Raw genomic sequence first — 25016 nt, 5'->3', positions numbered from 1 at the left:
CGCAAACGCAAAAGAAACTCTGCGGCGTTTTCAGGTCACGTTTTCGTGCTGAACGTCCAGGGCGTCAAAGGCCCTTGATTCCATTCAGAACCAGATCTGCCGCCAGCCGCGCATAGTCCTCGCGCGCCTTGGAGCCTGCGCCGGAATTCCACATGTAATACCAGTTCAACATGCCGAAGACCGACATGGTTGCGCCGCGCAACTTGGCAGTTTCGCCCTCGAACACCTCCGGAGCCACCGCCGCCAGCGCGCTGCTGACGACCTGCACCATCTCGCGCTGGTAAGCGCGCAGCAGCTTCTGCTGATCCTCCGGCAACGCACCCATGGCGCTGATCTGCACCTGATGCTCGTGGTCCGCGCCCTGATAGGCCAGCATGATCTCCGACACGATACGGCGCAGCCTGTCCTCCGGACCGCAGACCTCCGCCTCCACCCCGCAGACCCGGTCGCGCAGGTCGCAAAGATAGGTATCAAGAATGCCGAAAAGCACGGCATCCTTGCTGTCGTAATAGTGGTAGATGTTCGCCTTGGAGATCCCGCATTCCCGCGCCAGCTGTGTCATCGACGCGCGGTCATAGCCCGCTTCCGCAAACACCTTGGCTGCGGATTTCAGGATCTGGGTGCGTTTCTGGTCATGGTCTTTTGCGATGGTGCGGGCCAAAACTCACTCCCTCATTCAGGACTTGCCACGGTTGTCGACGACGCGTTTCGCCTTGCCTTGGCTGCGCTCGACCGATCCAGGGTCGCCTACAATGATCTCGGTGGAAACGCCAATCATATCCTTGATCCGCTTGGTCAGCATCCGCGCCGCAGCGGTTCTGCTCAGCTCATCCGTGGCATCCGGATTTGCCTCCACATAAACCCGCATCGCATCCATCCGCCCGGATTTGTAAAGCTCGATCTGGTAATGCGGCGCCAGCCCGCCGGTTGCCATCAGCTGTTCTTCGACCTGACTGGGGAAGACATTGACACCGCGCAGGATGATCATGTCGTCGCTGCGGCCGGTGATCTTTTCCATCCGCCGCATCGACCGTGCTGTGCCCGGCAGCAACCGCGTCAGATCGCGGGTGCGGTAGCGTATCATCGGCAGGCCTTCCTTGGTCAGCGTCGTGAACACCAGCTCGCCCATCTCGCCATCCGGCAGTACTTCACCGCTCTGCGGGTCAATGATTTCCGGAAGGAAGTGGTCTTCCCAGATTACCGGGCCGTCCTTAGTCTCAACGCATTCATTGGCCACACCCGGCCCCATAATTTCGCTCAGCCCGTAGATGTCGACCGCGTGCATATCAAAGGCCTGTTCAACCTCCTTGCGCATTGCATCGGTCCAGGGTTCGGCGCCAAAGACGCCGACCTTCAGAGAGCTTTCACGCGGGTCCATGCCGACCTTGTTGTACTGCTCCAGAATGTTGAGCATGTAGGAGGGCGTCACCATGATCCCGTCAGGCTTGAAATCGGTGATCAGACCAACCTGCTTTTCGGTCTGCCCGCCCGACATCGGCACCACGGTCGCGCCCAGCCGTTCAATCCCGTAGTGGGCGCCCAGCCCGCCGGTGAACAGCCCGTAGCCATAGGCGTTGTGCACCATATCGCCCTTGCGCAGGCCGGCTGCACGCAAGGACCGCGCCACCAGATCCGCCCAGTTGCTGATGTCAGTCGCCGTGTAGCCCACAACTGTCGGCTTGCCGGTGGTGCCGGAGGACGCATGCAAGCGGATGATCTCACTGCGCGGGACGGCGAACAGGCCAAAGGGATAATTGTCCCGCAGGTCGTTCTTGTAGGTGAAGGGAAACTTGGCGAGGTCCTTCAGTTCCTGCAGGTCGTCCGGATGCACCCCCGCCTCATCGAACCGCTGCTTGTACATCGGCACGTTGTCATAGGCATGGCGCAGCGACCACTTCAGCCGCTGCAGCTGAAGGGCGCGGATTTCGTCAATCGAGGCGATCTCGATCGGGTCCAGATCAGCCTTGTTCGGGGTCAGGTCTTCCATTGCGTCCTCCACGCCTTATTCGTCAAACAACTGGCCTTTGACCGCCCGGGAAAAACCCCGGAACTCGGCGATTTGCCGGCCGTCCTGGTTGGTCACTGTCACGTCATAGATGCCGCTGCGCCCGGTCAGGGAAATCTCGCGGGCCTGCGCGGTCAGCCTGTCGCCCAGCCGCCCCGGCGCGGTGAAGCTGATCACGTTGTGCTGCGCCACGGTTGCCTGGTTCCGGCTGTTGCAGGCAAAGGCAAAGGCGCTGTCGGCCAGCATGAAGGTCACGCCGCCATGGCAGATGCCGTGGCCGTTGCAGTGATACTGGGCCACGGTCAGCTCCAGTGTCGCCTCGCCCACATCCACATGGGTGATCTCCATCCCGGCCCATTTCGAAGCGTGGTCATCCGCCCACATGGCGGCAGCAGATTTTTCGGCGCGTTCTTTCGGGGTCATGGTCATTTGCCCTTGAACGCAGGCGCGCGTTTTTCCAGAAAACTGGCCACGCCTTCAGCATAATCCGCACTCTCGCCGCAGGTTTTCATCGCGTCGGCTTCGATATCCAGCTGATCGGACAGCGTGTTGACCGCCGCCGCCTGAATGCATTGTTTGGTGAGACCCAGGCCCAGAGTGGGGCCGTTTGCGAATTTCTCTGCCAGCGCGCGGGCCTCGGTCATCAGCTCGTCATCCGGCAGCGCTTTCCAGATTAGGCCCCAGTCTTCGGCCTTTTTCGCAGGCAGCGGTTCGGCGGTCAGCGCCAGCCCCTTGGCCCGCGCTTCGCCCAGCAGTCGCGGCAGATGCCAGCTGCCGCCGGTGTCGGGAATCAGGCCAACCTTGGAGAACGACTGGATGAATTTGGCGCTCTCTCCCGCCAGCACCATGTCGCAGGCCAGCGCCAGATTGGCCCCGGCCCCGGCGGCCACGCCGTTGACCGCACAGATCACCGGAACGTTCAGCGACCGGATCAGCCGCACCAGCGGCGCGTAAAAGGTGCGTACGGTCTTGCTCAGGTCCGGCGGCCCGTCCATCTTGCGCGGATCGCGGTCGCCCAAATCCTGGCCCGCGCAAAAGCCGCGGCCCGTCCCGGTCAGCAGCACGGCACGGGCACCCCCGTCACGCGCCGCTTCCAGCGCGCCACGCAAGGCGTTGTGCATCTCCTCGTTGAAACTGTTCAGCCGGTCCGGGCGGTTCAGGGCGATCTCCACCCAGCTCCCGTGATCCTCTACCAGAATCGTATCGCTCATCGTTCCCTCACCCTGTCAGCGGCGCATTTGACAAATACCTTGCATAAACCGACCGGACGGTCAATATATCTCAGCATCGGATTCCAGCCAGCCGGCCCTACCGGCGTGACGAAAAGGACAGCACCATGAGCCTTCTTGAGATTTCCAGCTTTGCAGCGGGCCGATGGGTCGCACCGGGTGCAGGCGCCCGCAACATCGCCAGCGCCATCACCGGCGAGGTGATCGCCAGCGCCGGCAATGATGCGCTCGATGTGCAGGCGATGCTCGATTATGCCCGCTCCAAAGGCGGTGCAAACCTGCGGCAGCTGACCTTCCACGACCGCGCCCGCATGCTGAAGGCACTGGCAGGCCACCTGAACAAGCACAAGCAGGCGCTGTATGACCTCAGCTTCGACACCGGTGCCACCCTGTCCGACCATATGATCGACATCGACGGCGGCATCGGCACCATGTTTGTGTTCGCCTCCAAGGGGCGGCGGGAGATGCCCGACGGCCATGTCTATCTCGACGGCGATGTGGAGCAGCTGTCGCGCAACGGCACCTTCCTGGGCCAGCACATCTGCACCCCGCTGCGCGGTGTCGCGGTGCATATCAACGCCTTCAACTTCCCGGTCTGGGGCATGCTGGAAAAGCTGGCTCCCACACTTCTGGCCGGCGTTCCCGCCATCGTGAAACCCGCCACCAACAGTTGCTACGTCACGGAACTGGCGGTGAAGCTGATGCTCGACAGCGGTATCCTGCCCGAAGGGGCGCTGCAGCTGGTCTCCGGCGGGCTGGGCGACATGCTGGACCATCTTACGATGCAGGATGTTGTCAGCTTTACCGGCTCGGCGCAAACCGCGCTGAAACTGCGCGCCAACCCGGTGATCCTGCAGAACTCGGTGCGTTTCGTGGCCGAGCAGGACAGCCTCAACGCCTCGATCCTGGGGCCGGATGCCACACCTGGCACACCGGAATTCGACCTGTTCGTCAAGGAAGTCAGCCGCGAGATGACCACCAAGGCGGGCCAGAAATGCACCGCTATCCGCCGCATCATCGCGCCGCAGGCGCAGGTGGATGCAGTGATCGAAGCGCTGTCAGGCCGGCTGGCGAAAACCAAGATCGGTGACCCGCGCCTGGAAACCACCCGCATGGGCGCACTGGTCTCGAACAGTCAGAAACGCGACGTGCTGGAGAAAGCCGCGATCATCGGCCAGGAAGCCGAGCGCGTCTTTGGCGACCCGGCGAACTTCACCGTCGAGGGCGCAGATGCAGATAAAGGCGCCTTTGTGCCGCCGATGCTGTTCCACTGTGCCAATCCGGACAAGGCGAGCCGCGTGCACGACACCGAGGCTTTCGGCCCCGTTTCCACCATCATGGGCTACCGCGATCTGGATCACGCCATTGATCTGGCCAACCGCGGCCAGGGCTCTCTGGTGGCCTCGGTCATCACCCACGACCTGGCCGTCGCGCGCGAGGTTGCCATCGGCGCCGGCGCCTACCACGGGCGGCTCTACTTCAACAACCGCGACTCGATGAAGGAAAGCACCGGCCACGGCTCCCCCCTGCCGCATATGGTGCATGGCGGCCCCGGCCGCGCCGGCGGCGGCGAGGAAATGGGCGGCGTGCGCGGCGTCAAACACTACATGCAGCGCACCGCCATCCAGGGCTCCCCAGATATTCTGGCGGCGATCGGTGAAAAATGGGTGCCCGGCGGCGCTGAGATCCAAGGTCCGGCACATCCCTTCACCCGCAAGTTCGGCGAGCTGGCGATCGGCGAGACCCTGCACACCGCGCCCCGTACCGTGACGCTGGAGGATATCGAAACCTTCGCCCATTTCACCGGCGACACCTTCTATGCCCATATGGACGATGATGCCGCCAAGCGGAACCCGTTCTTCCCGGGCCGCGTTGCGCATGGATACCTGCTGCTGTCCTTTGCCGCCGGCATGTTCGTGCAGCCGGACGAAGGTCCGGTTCTGGCCAACACCGGCCTTGATAATCTGCGCTTCATGAAACCCATTTCCGCAGGCGAAAGCATCAAGGTGCGCCTGACGGTCAAGAAGAAGACCCCGCGCAATGAAGAATACGGCGAGGTCCGCTGGCACGTCACCCTCACCAATCAGGACGACGAGATTGCAGCGGAATATGAGCTGCTGACCATGAACGCCTTTTGATCCCATGTTAAAGCGGCAGGGAGCCGCAACGCTGCCCCCGCCCGGACTGGTCTAACCCGTCCGGGCGGACTATGTTTATCCCTATGAACGAACAGCTGAACCCCTGGTTTGACGCCACCGTCCAACAACTGAATGACCCGCAGAACCAGCGGGTCTGGTCGGTGATTGTGTCGCTGTTCGGCGATCTGGCCCAGGAAAAGGGCGCCCGGATCAGCGGCGGCGCCTTGACACGCATCATCACCCCGATGGGAATCAAGCCCGAGGCAATCCGGGTCGCCCTGCACCGGCTGCGCAAGGACGGCTGGATCGAAAGCGCCCGCGCTGGCCGTGCGTCAATCCACTATCTAACCGAATACGGCCGCAACCAATCCGCCGCAGTGACGCCCCGGATTTACGGCCGCAGCGCCGCGGCGCCGGGCGACTGGCATGTGCTTATCGCCGAGGACGGCTCCGGCCAAACCACCCTGGACGACGTTCTGCTGCTGCCCAACTACGTAAGCGTGAACCGGACCACTGCCCTGGGGCATGGGCCGATACCGCACACTCTGGATGACCTGATGGCTGCAGAGGTCAGCAGCATCGCCGTGCCAGGCTGGCTGAAGGCGCGCTTGTTCCCTTTGCAACTGTGTAAAGCCTGTAAGGAATTACAGCAGGATCTGGAACAAATCACACCGCCGCCATCCCGGCTGAGCCCGGCTCAAACCGGCACTCTGCGCACCTTGATCGTACACCGCTGGCGCCGTGTCGTTCTGCGCCATCCGGATTTACCGGCCGGCTTTCACCCGGCGGACTGGGCAGGTGAAACTTGCCGCGCACTGGTGTTTGGCCTGCTGGACCAGCTGCCCCTGCCCGAACTGGCTGCCCTGGACGCTCCAATCGACTAAAGGCTCGCCAGACTTGGCTTGCCACCTCCTCCCGCGGCTTGCCTTGCTGACCTAAGACGCGCATCTCCTCCGGCATAAGCACTTATTTTAGATCAACATAATTTGCAGCCTAAACAAAATTCCGGGAAATCCGAAATTCTTCGGCTTTTCTGCTTGACCCGACAGGCAGCATTCCGTAAATCGCGTCCACACGGCGAGCGGCGGAGTAGCTCAGTTGGTTAGAGCAGCGGAATCATAATCCGCGTGTCGGGGGTTCAAGTCCCTCCTCCGCTACCACCTTTTCCTTAAAGCGTTGTTATTGCGGAAAAGCCTTGCTTACAAAGGGCTTTTGATTGAGCAGTGGTACACAACGGTGGTACACATTGGGCATGACAGACATGCCTAGACAGCAGTACCTCAGCAAAGACAACAAGGGCTGGAAGCTCCGCCGGAGGGTCCCAGAGAAGCTACGAGACGTGATTGGCAAGACCCAATGGGTCGAGCGTCTCGCGGGGGTTAGCCATCGCGAAGCATGTGAGCGTGCCAAGACATTCGGCGTCCGCACCGATGCGGAAATCAAACGCTACGAAGGCCAGCTTTCGCGCACACGCGTCAGTTCTCCCTCTCCAAAGCAAAGTGAACCCGGGTTCACTTTGGAACTAACCGATCACGAGATCGACCAGATCGCTATCGCTTACTTCCATGAGCTAGAGAAGGGCGTGCAGAACAGTGGCGGTTATCGAAAGGGCGTGACCAGCGATAACCGACGCGATGTGCTGATCGAACTCACCGAAGAGTACGAAGAGGCAGACGCCATTCATGTCGGTGATCAGGGCAGAGACTTCAGATACCCTGACCGCGCTATTGAAACAGCCTTTCACCACAAGGCTCTTCAACAGCTTATCAAGTATCAGTTCCTCGAACAGGAAGACTACGAAGAAGCTTTCCAACGGCAGCGTGGCAACACCATCAAAGAGTACCGGCGCTTAAAAGTCAGTGCGGAGCTCAAAGCCAGCCTTGGCTTTCAGAAGTTGTCCGACAGGCTGGCGGAGGCCAATCTCGAAATGGCGCGCCGCAAATTGGAAGCCGTCCAAGAGGGCCAACATCCCACACTACGCAACCCAGCTTTCACCCCTGCGCTCATGCCCGGCGCAACAATCAAACCGCACAAGGAAATCCGGGTTGATCAGCTCGTGACCAGTTACCTTGAACGGCGAAAGCAGGAGGTTGGCAGGTCACGTTATGAACAGTTGCTCACGGCTTGCCGCGCACTCAAAGAAGAAGTAGGCAGCAAATTCCCCATCACACAAATCACACGCGAGCAATGCCAAGACATCGCCGACCTCTTCGTGACGATCCCTCCCTATGCGAGACGCCACTACCGAAACCTCAGCCTGCGCAAGGCGGCTGAGGCACATGCACGCAAGACAGGCGCACCTGCGCAACGCCACAGCGAAGCCGACAAGAACCTAACGGTGCTCCGGGAAATCTTCGAGTTCGCCCTCGACAAGGAGTGGCTCGCCAGAAACCCCGCCCAGCGCGTCAAGGTGGTGAAACCCGCTCGTGTGAAGAGCTATGCAGAACATGAAGAAGGCTATGAGCCGTTCTCTATCGAAGAGCTTCAGGTGATCTTTCGCCAGCCTCTTTATACAGGTTGCAAAGACGACGGAAACGGCATCAACACACCCGGCGACAATCACCCACGCAGAAGTCGGTTCTGGGTTCCGTTGGTCTCGGCATTCTCAGGTCTGCGCATGCAGGAGATCTTGCAGCTTGAGCGCGCAGACATTCAGGAAGCAGATGGTATTCACTTCATCAGCGTGAACGATAAGGTTGTCGGGAGTGACTATCAGGACGGCGAATATATAAAGCGCCTCAAGGCAAAGAACTCAGTGCGCAAAGTCCCTATCCACCCCGAACTGATCAAGATCGGTTTCATTGACTTCGTTGCCGCGTCTGACCGTGAGTGGCTATTTCCAGACATGCCTTGTATGGGGGGCTCCAAGATGTCCGACCAGTTCTCCAAAAGGTTTCACACATTCTTAAAGCCGACCGGCATTTCAGTGCCACGTCGCAAGGTCTTTCACAGCTTTCGCAACGCATTCAATGATGCCCTCCGGCGGGCGGATGTCCGCCTAGAGTTCCGCGAGCTGATCATGGGCTGGGTGGATTATAAGAAAATGGATCCCCGGTATGGCGATGGTTACTTGGTGTCACGGCTTCATGAAGAGCTATGCCGAACCAGCTACGAAGGGCTGGAATTAAGCCACTTGCACACTCAGAGCACTAGGTAATCAATTTTGTTCCAAGTTGCATGCTCATTTCCCTATTAAACAAAATAACTTAACCAAGCGAACAAAATGAAAATCACAACGGCCCATTTGATCCGCGACTGCCAAAATCTCACAGCCACTGAGCTGAAGGAAAAATATCTATCCGAGTATAATGCTTGGGCAAACATGAAGAAGAAGCTGAAAAAGCAGGATATCGCGGTGCATCCAGACTTCGATAAGTTTGCAGACTTCCTATATGCTGTAGGGTCGAAGCCCTACCCCAGCGCATCGCTTGATCGGATCAATAATGAAGATCCAGAATATGCGCCCGGAAAAGTGCGTTGGGCCAGCAAAACCACACAGACCCGCAATCGATCAAATACCGTGAAAATAGAACATGAAGGCAAGGAATATACGGCTGCTGAGATAGCAAAGAATTACAATGTTTCGATTTCGACCGTCAGATCCAGAATAAAAGCGGGGCGGCCTTTTTCTGAAGTTATACACGGGACGACCCGCAAACGCTCTAGAAAAAATTCGAAGAGGAATGCGCGAAACTACTCTGTAGTGATCCAGGAGGAGCGTTGGCCCTGGCTTGGGCCGAAGTCTTCCTTGGAATGGGAGGAGGACTATTGCGAAGATCAGCCTTCGGTTTCGCGCTTCGATTACTTCGAAAACACCGTTCGCCCAGAACTCGAAGAGATAGAAAAGAGAATTGATCTCCTACGGTCACCATCCATTGCGAATGAAGCAGGTGCTCTGACAAGCGAAGAGTATGACGATCTGGTCGAGCATTTCCCCAATGTTACACTCGCCAGCCTTTCATTTCAGAACCTAAAGGAACTGTGGGTAGGGCGTAAGAGAAAGCGAGACGTCCTGGAAAAATTGGAGAAATACCGCGCACTTTCCGGACATTTTCATTACAGACCCGATTGGGAGAATGATACGGAATGAACCTCGGTTCACGAAGCATACGGCCTCATCCGAGCGCGCAACTTTGTTTCAGAAAACGGGTGTCGAATGTCTTTGATGTCATACCCATATCGCGTTTTCTATACCCATGCCTTGTGTTTTTCGCCCGTTAGAGGCTTCAGGACCGTCATCGGTGCCGGAGGCGCGTAAGATCCATTCGCTTAATATATGGCCGCAATGCTAACTAAGTATCGCTATGTGTACCCTGATGCAGCCAGATCCCTAGCGGATTTTGCGGTTTCTCAATCACCTTGCCAGGATCCCGCCATCCTTGCTCAACCATAAACCGTGATATCTCTAAGGTCCATTCATAGCTGATTTCAAGCAGATGCGCAGAGACCTCCCGGAGACATTCAGGAGTGAAAAACTCACCAATGTCAGGCAAGTCTAAGACGTAAGCCTGGAAGTTTCCGTGGCAAACGTCATTCCTCAAACGAACGATCTCTACCGGGTTTCGTGTATGATGGATTGTATCCAGAAAATCCTCCTCATCCGGAAATGACAGTTTTTCTATCCTCATTCCATATTCGTTTGCTTGCTTTAGGAGGCCATTGCTCATTACGCGCCCCAAATCACCTTCCAGCGGAACACCCTGCAAACGACAGCAAACAGTTCGCAAACTTGCTTCGATACCGTTCAAAAGCCCCGACAGCCCTGGCAAGTACAAGTCGTTTTGTAATGCCTCGCTGGCTTGCTGAAAATGCCAATGAAACGATGATGGGGCCAAAGCATGCATAAAGAAATGCTTATCTAGATGCCGCTGCTTCCATTCCGCGTCATACTCTTCATAGTCCTGTTGGCTCCATCCATCCGTAAAGACAACTTCGAAGTCACTGTTCTTGGGCAATTCCAGCCTCATTATTGGTTGTTGCAGCGGCGCATAGCGTTACGTTCTCCGACTTGATGTCAAGTGATAAACCTCTTGCAAAACCAAGCAGTGTTCTCCCTTGGCATCCTCAGTCATTCCCCTTGAGCTAGGCTCCAGCAAAGAGTAAAATATTCCCAGGACTGCGTAAAACGGCGTGGTCCCGGGGCGTCGTAACCCCTCCCGTAGCGGCTGGTGTCAGCCGTAATGCCACCTCCTCAGCCTTTATGGTCGGGGAGGCTGCGGCGCATGTCCAGAGCCTCGGCTTAAAGGCCGTAGCGGCTGTCTACGGGCGGCTTACGAACTCCCCGGTCACCAGAGGCGCTCTGGTGACCGTTTCTTTGGATCATTGGGAGTACGACACTTTGGGAACCGCAATTGCACTTATACTCTTCAGCCCCATCCTCATTATCTGGGCAGTCATCAAACTATTTCGCAAGCAGGTCAGGCACAGCGCATTTATGACCCTCGGCTCCTTCGCGTCACTCGTGATCGGCACCTATCTCATGGATGCTGAACTCGATCAGGACATGCGCGCCAATGCCGATGCAGGCCGTGTAAATACAGCTTCGGTGGCGACGGCCCCCGCGCCCACTTCTAACGAGCAGACTGCCACGACAGCCTCTCAGCTCCGTGACAACGCCGAGGTAATCGCGCAGTGGTGTGAAATGTCCGCAGAGCAGTTCGCCCTATCCCAACAACGGGATGCCGAGCTGGACACTAACCCCGGCGAAGAGGTCCGCAAAGAAATCACGGGGCGATATGACGGGTTACAGCGGGAGCTAGCGACGAACCTCGCGTCTGATCTTGGGATCATGGAATGGGAACTAAACAACCTTACTATGAATGCCTCTTGGCCCACCTACTGTCGAGCAAGGAGCAAGGGTTGGGCTGTGGTCACACCAGAGCTTGCAGCGGGGACCTCTCGATCTGATGCGAAGGAAGCACTCGCTGCCCTGAAGGCGTTTTATGAGATGAACCTCAAGGGCAGCAGATCATCTTACTTTGACAACAGCAGGTATGCCGCCGTGACATGCAGGCGCAAAGCCGTTGACGGCCAGCATCTTGTGGGCTGCATTCTTCAGTCGTTCTCCAACCCTTCCAGTTGGGATGTGTTTGTCGTGGGCAGGCTTCAGAATGGGCAACTGGCACTCGCCCCGATCAACGGGCTGACATCTAGCCACATCACGAGCGTTAGCAATCTGAAGTCCTTCCAAGCCCCGGGAGCTCCGCGCGCGCATCTTGCCGAGTTCACAGGCCAGATTGATCACGCAGCAATAGACAAGCTGTTTGACTGATCCCGCTCGAAAATGAACCCGGGTGCAAGGAGGGTATTGCCTGCGCGCATTGGACCGCAGCAGCAACGCCGCCCTTTGCACCCACCCCCTTGAGGCCCAATATGAAATCTACCTTCTGGGAACTGGAAAGGCTCGGACGCGTCAAGCTGTCCAAGCACTTCACCTTCCGCCAGTTCCTCCATTCTGAAATCGCCGCTGCGTATGGCGTCGTCAACATGCCCGATGACGCTGAACTGGCTATCCAGATGGGGCGCGGGCTGTGCGCCAATGTGCTGGAACCCATCGTGTCTGAGTTCGGCTCCATCATCGTGCGCTCTGGCTTTCGCTCCGCCAGCCTGAATGCGCTGGGGCACAGACTGGGCCTCAAATGCGCAAGCAACGAAAAGAACTTCGCCGCACATATATGGGACCATCGCGATGCGGACGGCAATGCAGGTGCCTCAGCCTGTATCGTCGTTCCCGCCTTCAACGAGGGGCAAACTGTCTATGGGGGCTGGCAGGAGTTTGCAGACCATCTGAAGGCCTCCCTGCCCTGCACAGAGCCTAAGCGGTTCAAGAATGACAACGCGTTCAACATCGGCTGGACGCAACCGCCCAGCGCACGGGCACAAACCCTTCCCGGTTCTCTATAGGGCGGGGTTATCAGAGACAGACCGCGCCGCCTGAAACCTGTCTCTATGAAGTGATTTTACAAAGAGAGACGCCTTTCTCTTCATCTCTAGATGCTATTGGGACATTCATCATGCAGGTAGGCTACGCACGTACATCAACCGCCGATCAGGTCGCAGGGTTTGAGGCCCAGAAACGTGATCTCATCCAAGCTGGGTGCGAAGAGGTGTTCAGCGAACAGGTTTCCTCGGTTGCCCAGCGCGCCGAGCTGGATAATGTGCTGAAGTTTGTGCGGCGAAAAGACACCCTCGTTGTCACTAAGCTGGACCGTCTTGCACGTTCCACCCAGCACCTGCTCAAGATCGTTGATGAGCTGGAAGCCAAGGGCGTAGCCCTCCGCATCCTTGATTTCGGTGGCGCTGAGGTGGACACCAAATCCCCGAGCGGCAAACTCATGCTGACAATGTTCGCGGCGATGGCGCAATTTGAACGTGAGATGATGTTGGAACGCCAACGCGAGGGCATCGCCAAAGCAAAGGCGGCAGGCAAATACAGGGGTCGGGTGCCCTTGCCAGTGGAAAAGATTGAGCAAGCCCGCGTTCTAAAAGATCAAGGTGTCAAGATCCCTGACATTGCAAAGCGACTTTCATTGGGCCGCTCTACCCTTTACCGTGTGCTGAAACAGTAAGCACCGTGAACCCCGGTGCACGTATCGTTTAAGCGGATGCATTTAGCGGGAAGACCCTTTGATGAAGTCATTGAACTTTGAGTTCCTGATCATTCATGACCCAAAGCTCAGACAGCTTGCAGGGAGCGCAGAAGCGAACTTCGCTGATGATCCCAATACGACATTGATCAAGGTCAGGCAGTTTGGAGAGCTGCTTGCCAGCCATGTTGCTGCCAAAGCCAAGATGGTTTCAGCGGTGCGCGGCACTCAGATTGAGTTGCTTAACGCGCTGCTGAGGCAAGGCGTATTGGACAAGAAGGTTTCCGACGCCTTCCACCTGATCAGAAAGAAGGGTAACACCGCTACCCACGAATTCACTGGCTCCCGTGAGGATGCTTTGCGGGCTTTGCAGTTCGCCTTTGCATTGGGTGTTTGGTTTCATCGGCGTTGGGGTGATCGTTCATTTACTTCCCCGCAGTTCGTGCCGCCCAAAGCGCGAGGCGAGATCGAGGCAGACATCCAGTCCGAACTCGTCGACCTGCAACAGAAGTACATGGATGCGCTGTCTGACGCAGAACGCGCGAAGGCAAAGGCCGAGGAGGAGGGCCAGCGCCGCCTGTCGGCTGAGGAGAAGGCCGCTCAAGCCAAAGAGGAACGTGAGGTCTGGGAAACACTCGCTGCTGAGCATGAGGAAACCAATGCGGAGCTATTGTCTCGGCTGAACACGGTGCAAGAAGCCGCACAAGGTGACCCGATCCCAGCGGATGTGCCGCTTGTACTGAACGAGGCCGAAACTCGTGCGCTGATCGACAGCCAGTTGCGGGACGCTGGATGGGAAGCTGACACTCAGAGGCTACGTCACTCTAAGGGGACGCGCCCCGATCAGGCCCATGCCATCGCAATAGCAGAATGGCCGACTTCGTCTGGCCCGGTGGACTATGCAATGTTCTTGGGTGGACGCTGCGTTGGTCTAGTCGAGGCCAAGCACGACAGAACCGATGTGCCCGGCGTGCTTAATCAAGCCATGCGTTATGGTCGGGATGTGCGCCTTGACCCTGAAGCCGTGGTTGACGGTGCGCCGTACGACCATACCGGCGACAGTTATCGAGTACCGTTCTTGTTCGCCACGAATGGGCGCGGCTTCGTAAAGCAGTATAAAGAGAAGTCAGGTATCTGGTTCTGGGATGCAAGGGTGGAAACAAACCGCTCAGTTCCCCTGCCCGAGTGGTTCAGCCCAGACGACATACGGGCGAAGCTGGAGCAGGAAACTCAATCGTCAATCGAAGACCTGCGCAATGAGCCGTTCAACTATGGCGGGCTTCGCCCCTACCAGAAGGAAGCCATCACAGCGATTGAGGAGGCAATCGGCGAAGGGCAGAGGGACATCCTTGTGGCGATGGCAACGGGAACGGGTAAGACCCGCACCTGCATCGCGCTCATGTACCGGCTGCTTAAGCACAAGCGCTTTCGCCGCATCTTGTTCCTTGTGGATAGGCGCACGCTGGCCGAGCAGACCTTTCAGGCGTTCGAAAACACCGAGCTAGAGGGCCTTTTGAAGTTCTCTGAGACTTACAATGTCGCCGGGCTGGGCAAGCGTCTGCCTGAACGGGAAGACAGGGTGCAAATCGCCACGGTTCAGTCTCTCGTTAAGCGCATGATGTACGCTTCTGACGACGATGAAAAGCTAACCCCCGGCCTGTACGATTGCATCATCGTGGATGAAGCCCACCGAGGCTATACACTGGATGCGGAACTCCGCGAAGAAGACATCGAGTTCCGCAACACCGAAGACTACCTCTCCAAGTACCGCAAGGTGTTGGACTTCTTTGACGCCACGAAGGTCGCTCTGACAGCCACGCCCGCACTGCACACATCCGAAATCTTTGGGCATCCCGTGTACCGCTACAGCTATCGCCAAGCTGTGATTGATGGCCACCTGATCGACCACCTGCCGCCCAAGCGGATCGTAACCGCATTGAACGAAGCAGGCATTCACTTCGAAGGCGGTGAGACCGTTGATCTGATCGACATGAAGACGGGAGAGGTCGAACAGGCGGAGTTACCCGACGAGATCGACTTTGAGGTCGAGCAGTTCAACAAACGGGTCCACACACGCGCATTTAATCGCGTTGTCTGTGAGACCATCGCCGAGGAAGTCCCACCCGACAGCCCCGGCAAGGTGCTGATCTTCGCATCTCGCGACGATCATGCCGACCTATTGGTTGAAGAGCTACAGCGTGCGTTAGAGCAGGAGTATGGGCCGCAACCGAAAGGGCTGGTGGAAAAAATCACAGGGAAGGCCGACCGACCCTCTGACGTGATCCGCCGTTTCCGAAACGATGACCGCCCCAAATATGTCGTGACCGTCGATCTGCTTACAACCGGTGTGGACATCCCCAAGATCACCGACTTGGTCTTCGTACGCCGGATCAACAGCCGCATCCTTTACGACCAGATGATTGGCCGTGCGACGCGCAAAGCAGACGAGATCGGCAAAGAGTTCTTCCGTATCTTCGATGCGGTGGACCTCTACGCCAACTTACAGGCGATGACGGATATGCGTCCGGTCGTGGCTAACCCCAACATAACATTCACACAGCTCGCACAGGACTTAACGAACGCCAGCGACCCGCTCGACAAGAGCTTTGTGTGCGACCAGATCATCGTGCGTACCCGACTGAAAGCGCGACGTATCTCACCTGAGAACGCAGAGCATTTTGAACGCGTCGCGGGTCAGGACATCGAAACCTTTATGGACTGGCTGCAACTGTCTGATCCGGCGGAGATCGAGACCTTCCTGACCGATACCCCTCGTGTGGTCGAGGTTCTCGACCGGAAGGATCGTTCCGAAGGTGGCGGATCGAAGCAGTTCATCTCTAATCATGAGGATGAACTTCTCCGCATCGAGGAAGTGTTTGGCGACAACCTCACGCCCGAAGACTACATCGAGAGCTTTGAGCGCTACATCCGGGAGAACATGAACCAACTTCCCGGCCTGATTGCGGCCACCCAGCGCCCACGCGAACTGACCCGCAAGGCGCTTAAGGACATCGCCAACACACTTGATGAGAATGGCTTCTCGGAAACCGCGTTGCGCTCTGCATATGGCCGTACACGCAACGCAGATATTGCAGCCCACATCATTGGTTTCATCAGGCAAGCAGCCATTGGCGACCCGCTGGTGCCCTATACCACTCGGGTGGACAACGCTGTGGCCAAGATCGAGGCCTCCCGCGACTGGACCAAGACCCAGCGGCAATGGGTACGCCGCCTGGGACGTGCTCTCAAGGAACAACCCATCGGTGATCCGGCCTTACTGAACGAAGGTGCCTTCGCCCAGAACGGTGGCTTCGACGTCATCAATCAAGCATTCGACAACCATCTGGAAACTGTTCTACAAGACCTGAATGACGCCATCTGGGCCAGCGCATAACCACCCACACGCAGCCATGCGGCAGGGCAGAGGAAGAAGACAGACAATGAACGCCGTCCATGACATCGTCGCCAAGCTTTGGCGGCTCTGCACGATCCTGCGCAAGGATGGGATCACCTATCAGCAGTATGTGACGGAACTCACCTACCTGCTGTTTCTCAAGATGATGCAGGAGAAGGGCAAGGACGGAGAGGCCATCCCCGGCAAGTACCGCTGGCGGGAGCTAGTCAAGATGGAAGGCAAGCCCAAGCTTGACCACTATCGCGATCTCTTGGCGAACATCGGGACCGAAGCCAAATCCCGCACCGTTCAAGCCATCTTTGAGAACGCGCATACCTTCATTCGTGAACCCAAGAACCTTGATGCACTCACCACAGCCATTGACGAGCTGCACTGGTTCACCGACGAGCGCGACAGCTTTGGCGACCTCTACGAGGGGCTGCTGCAAAAGAACGCAGAAGAGACCAAGCGGGGCGCGGGCCAGTACTTCACCCCGCGCCCTCTGATCGCCTCCATGACACGCCTGATGAAGCCTCAGCCGGGGGAGGTCATCTCTGACCCGGCAGCAGGCACAGGCGGCTTCCTAATCGCCGCTGACAGCTACATCAGGGCGGCAACCGACGACTTTTTCGAACTGGATCCCAAGGATCAGGACTTCCAGATCAACCACGCCATTCAAGGCGTTGAAAACGTCCCCGGAACCTATCGCCTGCTGCTGATGAACCTCGCGCTGCATGGCGTTGGCACGGATAAGATCGACCTTGCCTCGACCCTCGCGCCGCATGGCGCTGGTGTCGAAGACGCAAACCTGATCCTCGCCAACCCGCCCTTTGGCCCCGCAGGCGGCAAGCCCACCCGCGATGATTTTACCGAGACCCACAATGTATCTTCCTACCAGCTCCCCTTTGTGGAACATTGCATCCGCAAGCTGAAACCCGGCGGGCGGGCGGCCATTGTCGTTCCCGACAACGTGTTGTTCGAGGACGGGCGCGGTCAGGCCCTGCGGCGGATGCTGATGAATTGGTGTGACCTGCACACGATCCTGCGCCTGCCCACAGGGATTTTCTATGCCCAAGGGGTGAAGACCAACGTGATCTTTTTCACGCGCGGCAAGGAGCAGGACGGCAACACATCCGACGTTTGGGTCTACGACATGCGCGTGCAGATGCCGTCATTCGGCAAGACCAATCCGCTGACCGAGGCGCATTTTGCCGCGTTCGAAACCGCCTTTGGCGATGATCCATATGGCAAGTCCGAGCGCAAAGACGAGGGGCAACAAGGCCGCTTCCGCCGCTTCACGCGCGAAGAGATTGCCGCGCGGGGCGACAACCTCGACATCACATGGCTGCGCGATGCAGAAGATGACCCAGAGGACGGGCTGACCGACCCCGCCGAGATCACGGCAACCATCATGGGGCATCTGTCGGAGGCACTGCGCGAGATCGAAGCCTTGTCTGAGGAGCTCGCCTCCGCCGAGCCAACCGAAGTGGCTGCAGAATGAGTGACTTGCCAAAGGGGTGGGAAGCATCGACTTTGGTCGATCTCGTTACGTTCAATCCCAAACACGATCCCGAAACGAACCGCGATCAAGTCATTAGCTTCGTTCCAATGCCCGCCGTGAACGAGCACTCTGGCACTATCTCAGAACCAAAGGAGCGCCCCCTAGCGGAGACGTGGAAAGGCTTTACGCACTTCGCTGATGGAGACGTCATCTTCGCCAAGATCACGCCTTGCATGGAGAATGGTAAGTCTGCAATCGCGCGTGACCTCAAAAATGGCATTGCTTGCGGATCAACCGAGTTTCACGTCTTACGCCCCAGTGAGGGCATCCTTGCGGACTACCTCTGGCGATATCTGCGACAGAAATCGTTCCGCGATGAAGCTGCGAAACACATGACCGGCGCAGTTGGTCAAAGACGTGTGCCTAAACCGTACCTAGAACAACTCCCGTTCCCCCTCCCACCCCTCGCGGAGCAGAGGCGGATTGTGGAGAAGCTGGACCAGCTCTCGGCCCGGACCCGCGCCGCCAAAGATCACCTGACCCATGTCCAAGCCCTCGCCATCCGCGCCAAAAAAGCCACCCTCGCCGCCGCCTTCCGGGGCGAGCTGACGGCGGATTGGCGCAGCGAAAACAACGATGTCGCAAGCGCTAAAACAGAGGTCTCTGCTGCGATGTCGCGAAAGACTGGCAAGCTCAAGGTGAAAGGCAAACGGGCGGCCCTGGATGAACTCAAACTCGCTCAGCTACCACTAAGTTGGGCGTGGACCCCAAACTATCAACTGGCTGAAGACAGCTCCAACGCGATATGCGCAGGGCCCTTTGGAACCATCTTCAAAGCAAAGGACTTCCGTGATGCAGGCGTTCCCATAATCTTCCTGCGCCACGTTGGTGCAGGCGAGTATAAAACACACAAACCCGGTTTCATGGACCCCACCGTCTGGAAGGAACTTCACCAACCGTACTCGGTATTTGGTGGCGAGCTCTTGGTAACGAAACTAGGTGACCCACCAGGGGTTGCATGCATTTACCCCGAAGAGATCGGAACCGCGATGGTGACGCCGGACGTTATGAAAATGAACATCGACCAATCCGTAGTATCGGCGAAATACTTGATGCACTTCTTCAACTCTCCCATAGCGCTGAATGTGGTCAAGGAGTTGGCCTTCGGCATGACAAGGCTCCGCATTGACCTGACCCTATTCAAGGCGTTTCCCATTCCCCTTGCGACTTTTGAAGAACAATCCGAAATCGTCCGCCGGATCGAAGCCGCCTTCGCCCGGATTGACCGGATGGTGGCCGAGGCCACCCGCGCGGCAGATTTACTGGAACGACTAGAGGCGCAGCTCCTCGCCAAGGCCTTTCGGGGCGAGCTGGTCCCCCAAGACCCGAACGACGAACCCGCCAGCGCCCTCCTCGCCCGCATCCGTGAAGCCCGCGCCAACGTCCCCAAACCCAAACGCGGACGAAAAAAGAAGGTAGCGTCGTGACTGTTTTCCCCTTTCAGCTCTGGCACGGAACCTCAGAGCACCTGCTACCCCAAATCGAAAAGCACGGCCTTGGCGGGCGAAACGTCATGGCCGATTGGCGCGTGATGGATTTCCTCCGCTGGGCATTTCCACTGCTCCAGTTTGACGACACAGACTACACCGACCCTGATTATATGGAACTATTGCCGATCCAGGCCGCCGTTAGAGGCGGGGCCGCCGGAATGAATTTTGTCTACGGTGACGTCTATGCAGCAGGCGGATACGGCAAAGCTTCCTCCTATGCCCAGCGGGCTCCAGAGTTATTGTCGTTCGTCGAGACAGCCATCAAAGTCGGGGAGCGTCGGGGCATTGCCCCTATTTCCGAAGGCTTGCAGACATACTCTGAGATCAAAGACTTCCTTAAACTTGAACCTAAGCCTGTGGTTTTAAAGCTACCACCGGTGCCCCAGTCTGCCATTCGAAGTGAGGGTGGAGGCGTCTTCCCTTTTGAGATGCTAACCGGAAACCCAGCGTCGAACGCCCTGCTGTCACAACTTGCCTTTCGCGTCGATACCGTCATTCCACTTAATGAGATTGAAGTATTGCCTGTCGATAGGCCCGAGGGGCAGCCGGAGTTCACCAGCTCAGGCTAAATGATCTAATTCAGTTGAAAGACTTAATACCCAAATTGCCAGATTTATTGTGAGGATGATTTTATGGAAGCACGCTCAAAGTCAGTAGAAGATTGGTTCGCAATGATCCGCGGGGCTCAAGTCACATTACCCCGTTTCCAAAGATTTGAGGCATGGAGGCCAAACCAGATCGAAGGGGTGTTGGAAAACACCCTGCGGTCACCCTCCCTACCGATTGGTGCCTTGCTGGTGCTCGAAGTCGGAGACAAGGAGCTCTTCCATTCCCGCCCTATCTCGAACGCCCCTGAGCCCACAGGCCTACCGCAATTGAACCTGCTTGATGGGCAGCAACGCATGACCGCATTGTGGAAGTCCCTCAACGATCTGTACGAGGAGTTCACCGTCTTCGTGTCGCTGGAGGACGAGGACGTGCCGGACGTGCAGATCGTCAAACGATACTACAACAAATTCGGGAACCGGATGCCCGCTTGGGCGAACGATCCAAAGGCTACGTTTAAAAAAAATCTGTTTCCCGTTTCTATCCTCTGTCCTGGTGCCGAGGGGGAGCAAAAGTTGGAAAATTGGGCCGAGCAAGCCGACGTCGACAGGGCAACAGACCGCACTATCAGCAAGCTTCGTCAACGACTTGCAGGCTACATGATCCCATTCCTCTCTTTGCCTGTTACGACAGAGCAAGAGACTGCCTTAGACGTATTCATCAACATGAACACGTCAGCGACGCCACTTAAGGATTTTGACATCGTGGTAGCGCAACTTGAGCGCACAGCACGCGGTTCGCTTCATGACATGATTGATGACCTGCATGAGAAAGTTCCTGCGGCGAAGGATTATGGGAAACTCGAGGACACCGTGCTTGCCGTAGGTGCGCTGTTGAATAATGAGCCACCACTGAAACGCACTTACCTGGACAAAGACTTTGGAGGCAAACTCGCCAATGTCTGGGAAGATGTTGTCACTGGAATTGCCAGATCCGTCGATTTCCTGAGAGATGAGGGCATATTCAACGAAAAGCTGTTGCCTACAGAAGTGATCACCTACCTTTCAGCGGCACTTTGGGCGGGGGTTCCAGAAGATGGTGCTGATGAAGAAGGTTGGGCGCGCATAGTTATCCGAAAGGCGATTTGGCGCGCGAGCTTCACGGATAGGTACTTGAAGACTGCAACAACCCGTGCGTTCGCCGACTTCAGGCGCCTGAAAAAGCTAATCGCCAACCCCAAACACAAAAAACAGCCAGAACTTTTTGATGAGGACTTGAACCCACTTCCAGATGTGGCGGAGCTTATGCGCGCCGGGTGGCCAAGCCGTAAAGACCGACTTGGCAGAGCTATCACCGTCGTATCTCTATCCGCAGGTGGTTACGACTTCGCAGACGGAGCGAAAGTAAGTGCCAAGAACGTTCGGAAGCGAGAGTATCACCATGTGTATCCAAAGGCTCTTCTCAGCCCGGAATACTCCGACCAGATGGTCAACACAGCGCTGAATTGTGCTCTTATCTCCTGGAAAACAAATCGAAAGATCGGCGCCAAAACGCCAGCCGAATACCTTAAGGAACGGGCAAAGGACGCCAAGGCAACCGAAGAAGATGTACGTCGCCGTTTGAAGAGCCACTTGGTGCCTTATGACCAGTTGGTATTAGGCGACTACACCGCATTCCTTGAAGCTCGTGCTGAGTTGCTACATGGCAGAATTGGGAAGCTAGTGAACGGCGATGTTGTTTGAGGTTTCCAATTTGTAATCCCGCTGCGTCAGATTTGGGGCGACGATCTCTTCAAGGGCGGCAAGAGAAACTGAAGCCTATCGCTAATCCTCTATCCCCAACCGCGTGTTTTGGATATTGCGCCCAGCTCAAGCGTCGCGTTTGGGCTGGGAAGAGCTGACAACCGGCGCTGCCGAGGTAATAGGTTGGAGATTAGCAAGCAAAATCGCGCAAGTGGGTGGTACACATGGGTACACTTGCCTAAAAATAAAACTCAATATATACAGAGACTTATGGATCGCAGCCTCAAATCCCTCCTCCGCTACCACCTTTTCCCCAAGTTTTTGGAATGTTTAGAGACCAAGGCGCCCAAGCGTCCCTTGACCTCGACTTGCACACCGTCTTCTTTGGCAGGGAAATGACAATCTCCGCAATCAGATCACGCACTACATCGCGCGCTTTCGGATTTGGCTTGCCGTTGTTTGCCCGCATCGACGCGCACATCTCGCTCAACGCCCTGACACCCGTGCAGGCAGCAGCAGGGCTGAGGCACTGGGATGAACCGGCCCGGCGCTGCCCGCTTGTTCAAACCTGATTGAGGAAAGCCGATGGTTTCCCGGCCGGCCGCCACACCGCATTCAGCAAGCAGAATTTCAGCAGCGGCCGTGCCCGGGGCAAACAGATGAAACGTCCAATCGGTGAAAAACATGATTTCGCCGGCAAGCCGAAGCCTTGCAGCGCGGCATCGCGGCTGGCACCTTCGTGCTCCGCGCTTCATTCACTGCAAACACGCAATCAAGTTGGCGGAGCCGTTCGGACGCGCGGGCCAAATTGCCCATTCACAGAAGGCCGGATACTCTCCCAAAGATCGCCGGCTGAAATACTCCATCACTCATCAGCCACCTCCGGCCTCCTGCTATGTTCAAGCGCCTAGCGCACCGCACCCGCCCGCCGCTGCATGCTGCCTTATTTTTGGTAGCGCGCGGCAGTAAGGCCCTCCAGTGAGATTTCGGGCGCCCTGCCCAGCACTGTGTCCGCGACCGCACGCCCTGAACCGCAGGCCATCGTCCAACCCAATGTTCCGTGACCGGTGTTGAGGAACAGATTTTCATACTGTGTCGGCCCCAAGACCGGTGTTCCATCCGGCGTCATGGGCCGCAGGCCGGTCCAGCCTTCCGCGCGCGAGATATCCCCGCCCTTGGGGAACAGATCGGAGATCACATGTTTGACCGTATTGGTGGCATGTGGCCCTAAACGGTTGGAATAGCCCGCAATCTCGGCTTGGCCTGCAACGCGGATGCGGTCGCCCAGCCGTGTGATCGCAACCTTGTGGGTCTCGTCCATTATCGTGGACTGCGGCGCGCAGGCATCGTTTATCACCGGCAAAGTGACGGAATAACCTTTTACGGGATAAACCGGCAGTTTGATCCCGATGGGGTTCAGCACGCCTGCGGCATAGCTGCCCATAGCGCAAACATAGGCATCGCCCGAGATGCGCCCGGCAATCTCGGTATCAACGCCCGCGATCTTGCCGTCCTCGACCGCGATGGATCTGATCGCCTGGCCGTATTGAAACTCGACCCCCATCGCGATGCATTTTTCGGTCAGCGCGATGGTGAACATCCGGCAGTCCCCGGTGCGGTCCGCAGTCAGCCGCAGGCCGCCGACGAATTTATTCCGCACTTCGGCCAGCGCCGGCTCCGCGCCGATACAGCCATCGCGGTCCAGCACTTCGTAGGGAGAGCCGTATTCCGCCAGAACGTCCTGATCGGCCTTCGACGCTTTCAACTGTTTCGCCGTGCGGAAAAGCTGCAAGGTGCCCTGCTGCCGCCCGTCGTACTCGATGCCCGTCTCAGCGATCAGATCCGGCATGACATCGCGCGAATAGCTGGACACCCGCACCATGCGCCCCTTGTTGACGCGGTAGCTTTCCGCGTTGCAGTTGCGCAGCATCTGCGCGCACCATTTCCACATCACCGGGCTGATCAACGGCCAGATAAACAGCGGGCGGCGTTTCATAAACATCCATTTGACGGCTTTCAGCGGAATGCCCGGGGCGGCCCAAGGCGAGGTCATCCCATAACTGAGCTGCCCCGCGTTGGCATAGCTCGTCTCCTGCCCCGGCCCCATCTGGCGGTCGATCACCACGACTTCCGCGCCTTGCTTGGCCAGGTAGTAAGCGGTTGTGATGCCGATGACGCCGGCGCCCATAACGACGATTTTCATAACAATTTCCCTTATAACGCAGGGCCGGGCACCATTGGCACCACACCTGCAGTGAATGTTACTGCTGCCCCTTTTCCCTCCGGAATACGGGGCACAAGTGTTATCGGGTTCGCGCCCCCCTGCACGCCCGGCCCAGGATTGGCGGATCCGCGATTGAAACCGTCATGTGCCATTGATCCCCAGGCTGCGGCCGGCTGGTCGCCGCCGGCATCCGCCGGTGATTTCCGCCTGCACCCCATGAAAGCCCGCCCCTTCGCACAAGCGGTCCGGCGGAACTCTCAGCATGCCATCCGCAAGCCCTTCAGAATGTGGAAATTCATCCACGCTGATCCCGGTGTTCGGGATGCGGCTGGCGGGCCTTCCGATGCGGGGGGAGTTGGGCATGGGGCGTCTCCTCTTGCGGCCTTGCGTGACGTTCGCAGGGCCTAGATCGCAAGCTTGACTCCGCTCACAATCAGTTTGCTGATGGACCCGTCCTCGCACAACAACGGCGCACGTTGGCCCACCCGCATGCCTATCAATGTCGCTCCTAGAAGCGAGGCAACGGGGATCACGCCGCGGATCGGCTCCGGTCCCGCATGATGAACCAGCAACCCGGTCTGTGGTGCTTCGCCATCAACCGTATATGTGACATGGCTTCCACCCACCGCCAAATCACTGCAATGCACATCGGCCATCGGCCGGGCGTTCATCAGTTTGTTTGCCAGCACATAGGACAGCAGGGTCGTCTGCGGCTGCACTGCGGCCGCGCAATCGTCGAGATGCTCTTGCAGCTTCCGGTGATCGGCTTCCGGCAATGCGATCGGTGTGCTGCGCAATCCCCTGAATACGGCCTGGTCAGGACCTCTGGTTTGTGCGGTTTGAAACGGATCGAACATGGCTTCTCCTCGGGCGAAAGCGCCCCGCTTGCGTATCAGAGTAATGAGAAGGCCCCGGGGGATATGGCAGGCGCCGTCGCGCCTAGTCCGCCCGGGGAAGCGGGCGGTTCAGCAGTAGAAATCGCAACAGATCTGCATGTTCCATCATGGGTGGAAATCTATGACCGGGGAAAGCATTCGTCAATCAGTCCCGGAATTATAAGCGCGGCACCGGATTTCGTGAACCAGGCGGTACTGGCTAAAG

Annotated in this window: 20 protein-coding genes and 1 tRNA gene; 13 read left to right on the top strand and 8 right to left on the bottom strand. The window is 57.6% G+C overall.

All coding sequences use genetic code 11. The features are described 5' to 3' along the window. Positions 1 to 64 precede the first annotated feature (64 nt). Genes AC0KW6_RS05070 through paaG form a run of 4 tightly spaced genes read right to left on the bottom strand, consistent with a single transcriptional unit; the run spans position 65 to position 3216 of the window. Positions 65 to 661 carry a TetR/AcrR family transcriptional regulator gene (locus AC0KW6_RS05070; protein WP_474034292.1) on the bottom strand — a complete coding sequence of 199 codons (597 nt, stop codon included), beginning with the start codon at positions 659 to 661 and terminating at the stop codon, positions 65 to 67. Positions 662 to 676: 15 nt separating this feature from the next. Beyond that, a complete protein-coding gene (gene paaK, locus AC0KW6_RS05065; protein ID WP_323782412.1) occupies positions 677 to 1987 on the bottom strand; it encodes a phenylacetate--CoA ligase PaaK in 1311 nt (436 codons plus the stop codon). 15 nt (positions 1988 to 2002) lie between these two features. Further along, on the bottom strand, positions 2003 to 2428 hold the full coding sequence (paaI, locus tag AC0KW6_RS05060; RefSeq protein WP_474034291.1) for a hydroxyphenylacetyl-CoA thioesterase PaaI: 426 nt from the start codon (positions 2426 to 2428) through the stop codon (positions 2003 to 2005). Between the two features lie 2 nt (positions 2429 to 2430). Next, a complete protein-coding gene (paaG, locus tag AC0KW6_RS05055; RefSeq protein WP_323782419.1) occupies positions 2431 to 3216 on the bottom strand; it encodes a 2-(1,2-epoxy-1,2-dihydrophenyl)acetyl-CoA isomerase PaaG in 786 nt (261 codons plus the stop codon). A gap of 125 nt (positions 3217 to 3341) precedes the next feature. Between paaG and paaZ the strand changes: the two genes are divergently transcribed. The 5 genes from paaZ to AC0KW6_RS05030 all read left to right on the top strand — a co-directional run bounded on the left by paaZ (position 3342) and on the right by AC0KW6_RS05030 (position 9462). Then, positions 3342 to 5372, top strand: a complete 2031-nt coding sequence (gene paaZ / locus AC0KW6_RS05050) for a phenylacetic acid degradation bifunctional protein PaaZ (RefSeq protein ID WP_323782422.1) — start codon at positions 3342 to 3344, stop codon at positions 5370 to 5372. A 71-nt stretch (positions 5373 to 5443) separates the two neighbouring features. Further along, a complete protein-coding gene (locus AC0KW6_RS05045) occupies positions 5444 to 6256 on the top strand; it encodes a PaaX family transcriptional regulator C-terminal domain-containing protein (RefSeq protein WP_474034290.1) in 813 nt (270 codons plus the stop codon). 199 nt (positions 6257 to 6455) lie between these two features. Beyond that, positions 6456 to 6532, top strand: a tRNA-Met gene (locus AC0KW6_RS05040). A 92-nt stretch (positions 6533 to 6624) separates the two neighbouring features. Then, a complete protein-coding gene (locus tag AC0KW6_RS05035; protein WP_474034289.1) occupies positions 6625 to 8529 on the top strand; it encodes a site-specific integrase in 1905 nt (634 codons plus the stop codon). A 66-nt stretch (positions 8530 to 8595) separates the two neighbouring features. Continuing rightward, positions 8596 to 9462: an RNA polymerase sigma factor sigma-70 region 4 domain-containing protein gene (locus tag AC0KW6_RS05030; RefSeq protein ID WP_474034288.1), complete on the top strand. Its 867-nt coding sequence runs from the start codon at positions 8596 to 8598 to the stop codon at positions 9460 to 9462. A gap of 202 nt (positions 9463 to 9664) precedes the next feature. Here the strand turns inward: AC0KW6_RS05030 and AC0KW6_RS05025 are convergent, their stop codons facing one another. Then, on the bottom strand, positions 9665 to 10339 hold the full coding sequence (locus AC0KW6_RS05025) for a hypothetical protein (RefSeq protein ID WP_474034286.1): 675 nt from the start codon (positions 10337 to 10339) through the stop codon (positions 9665 to 9667). 335 nt (positions 10340 to 10674) lie between these two features. On the opposite strand from AC0KW6_RS05025, the gene AC0KW6_RS05020 reads away from it, so the two are divergent. The 8 genes from AC0KW6_RS05020 (at position 10675) to AC0KW6_RS04985 (ending at position 21691) form a co-directional block, all read left to right on the top strand. After that, positions 10675 to 11643: a hypothetical protein gene (locus tag AC0KW6_RS05020; protein ID WP_474034285.1), complete on the top strand. Its 969-nt coding sequence runs from the start codon at positions 10675 to 10677 to the stop codon at positions 11641 to 11643. A 101-nt stretch (positions 11644 to 11744) separates the two neighbouring features. Beyond that, positions 11745 to 12275 carry a hypothetical protein gene (locus AC0KW6_RS05015; protein WP_474034284.1) on the top strand — a complete coding sequence of 177 codons (531 nt, stop codon included), beginning with the start codon at positions 11745 to 11747 and terminating at the stop codon, positions 12273 to 12275. A gap of 110 nt (positions 12276 to 12385) precedes the next feature. Further along, positions 12386 to 12940 (top strand): recombinase family protein, encoded by a 555-nt coding sequence (locus AC0KW6_RS05010; protein ID WP_474034283.1) that lies wholly within the window; start codon positions 12386 to 12388, stop codon positions 12938 to 12940. Between the two features lie 61 nt (positions 12941 to 13001). Next, the gene (gene hsdR, locus AC0KW6_RS05005; RefSeq protein WP_474034281.1) at positions 13002 to 16352 is read left to right on the top strand and encodes a type I restriction-modification system endonuclease; all 3351 of its coding nucleotides are present in this window, start codon (positions 13002 to 13004) and stop codon (positions 16350 to 16352) included. A gap of 46 nt (positions 16353 to 16398) precedes the next feature. Next, positions 16399 to 17853, top strand: a complete 1455-nt coding sequence (locus tag AC0KW6_RS05000) for a class I SAM-dependent DNA methyltransferase (protein ID WP_474034280.1) — start codon at positions 16399 to 16401, stop codon at positions 17851 to 17853. After that, on the top strand, positions 17850 to 19340 hold the full coding sequence (locus AC0KW6_RS04995) for a restriction endonuclease subunit S (protein ID WP_474034279.1): 1491 nt from the start codon (positions 17850 to 17852) through the stop codon (positions 19338 to 19340). The genes AC0KW6_RS05000 and AC0KW6_RS04995 overlap by 4 nt, the downstream gene beginning before the upstream one ends. Next, the gene (locus tag AC0KW6_RS04990; RefSeq protein ID WP_474034278.1) at positions 19337 to 19972 is read left to right on the top strand and encodes a hypothetical protein; all 636 of its coding nucleotides are present in this window, start codon (positions 19337 to 19339) and stop codon (positions 19970 to 19972) included. Before AC0KW6_RS04995 ends, AC0KW6_RS04990 begins: the two co-directional genes overlap by 4 nt. Before the next feature lie 63 nt (positions 19973 to 20035). Next, positions 20036 to 21691, top strand: coding sequence for a GmrSD restriction endonuclease domain-containing protein (locus tag AC0KW6_RS04985; protein ID WP_474034277.1), 1656 nt, complete (start codon positions 20036 to 20038; stop codon positions 21689 to 21691). Between the two features lie 416 nt (positions 21692 to 22107). On the opposite strand, the gene AC0KW6_RS04980 is transcribed toward AC0KW6_RS04985, so the two are convergent. From AC0KW6_RS04980 to AC0KW6_RS04970, 3 genes are all read right to left on the bottom strand, one after another. After that, a complete protein-coding gene (locus AC0KW6_RS04980) occupies positions 22108 to 22377 on the bottom strand; it encodes a hypothetical protein (protein WP_474034276.1) in 270 nt (89 codons plus the stop codon). A 257-nt stretch (positions 22378 to 22634) separates the two neighbouring features. Next, entirely contained in the window at positions 22635 to 23894 is a 1260-nt protein-coding gene (locus AC0KW6_RS04975; RefSeq protein WP_323783335.1) for a D-amino acid dehydrogenase, read from the bottom strand. Positions 23895 to 24319: 425 nt separating this feature from the next. Continuing rightward, the gene (locus AC0KW6_RS04970) at positions 24320 to 24772 is read right to left on the bottom strand and encodes a hypothetical protein (protein WP_323783332.1); all 453 of its coding nucleotides are present in this window, start codon (positions 24770 to 24772) and stop codon (positions 24320 to 24322) included. Positions 24773 to 25016: the final 244 nt, after the last annotated feature.

The organism is Leisingera sp. SA215 (assembly GCF_055902035.1).
The sequence above is the reverse complement of the archived record's forward strand: the minus strand, read 5'-3'. Positions and strand labels throughout refer to the sequence as shown.

Coding starts and splice junctions, on each gene's coding strand:
- paaK (WP_323782412.1), bottom strand. CDS start 1,987: ATGGAAGACCTGACCCCGAACAAGGCTGATCTGGACCCGATCGAGATC.
- paaI (WP_474034291.1), bottom strand. CDS start 2,428: ATGACCCCGAAAGAACGCGCCGAAAAATCTGCTGCCGCCATGTGGGCG.
- paaG (WP_323782419.1), bottom strand. CDS start 3,216: ATGAGCGATACGATTCTGGTAGAGGATCACGGGAGCTGGGTGGAGATC.
- paaZ (WP_323782422.1), top strand. CDS start 3,342: ATGAGCCTTCTTGAGATTTCCAGCTTTGCAGCGGGCCGATGGGTCGCA.
- AC0KW6_RS05045 (WP_474034290.1), top strand. CDS start 5,444: ATGTTTATCCCTATGAACGAACAGCTGAACCCCTGGTTTGACGCCACC.
- AC0KW6_RS05035 (WP_474034289.1), top strand. CDS start 6,625: ATGACAGACATGCCTAGACAGCAGTACCTCAGCAAAGACAACAAGGGC.
- AC0KW6_RS05030 (WP_474034288.1), top strand. CDS start 8,596: ATGAAAATCACAACGGCCCATTTGATCCGCGACTGCCAAAATCTCACA.
- AC0KW6_RS05025 (WP_474034286.1), bottom strand. CDS start 10,339: ATGAGGCTGGAATTGCCCAAGAACAGTGACTTCGAAGTTGTCTTTACG.
- AC0KW6_RS05015 (WP_474034284.1), top strand. CDS start 11,745: ATGAAATCTACCTTCTGGGAACTGGAAAGGCTCGGACGCGTCAAGCTG.
- AC0KW6_RS05010 (WP_474034283.1), top strand. CDS start 12,386: ATGCAGGTAGGCTACGCACGTACATCAACCGCCGATCAGGTCGCAGGG.
- hsdR (WP_474034281.1), top strand. CDS start 13,002: ATGAAGTCATTGAACTTTGAGTTCCTGATCATTCATGACCCAAAGCTC.
- AC0KW6_RS05000 (WP_474034280.1), top strand. CDS start 16,399: ATGAACGCCGTCCATGACATCGTCGCCAAGCTTTGGCGGCTCTGCACG.
- AC0KW6_RS04995 (WP_474034279.1), top strand. CDS start 17,850: ATGAGTGACTTGCCAAAGGGGTGGGAAGCATCGACTTTGGTCGATCTC.
- AC0KW6_RS04985 (WP_474034277.1), top strand. CDS start 20,036: ATGGAAGCACGCTCAAAGTCAGTAGAAGATTGGTTCGCAATGATCCGC.
- AC0KW6_RS04980 (WP_474034276.1), bottom strand. CDS start 22,377: ATGTTTTTCACCGATTGGACGTTTCATCTGTTTGCCCCGGGCACGGCC.
- AC0KW6_RS04975 (WP_323783335.1), bottom strand. CDS start 23,894: ATGAAAATCGTCGTTATGGGCGCCGGCGTCATCGGCATCACAACCGCT.
- AC0KW6_RS04970 (WP_323783332.1), bottom strand. CDS start 24,772: ATGTTCGATCCGTTTCAAACCGCACAAACCAGAGGTCCTGACCAGGCC.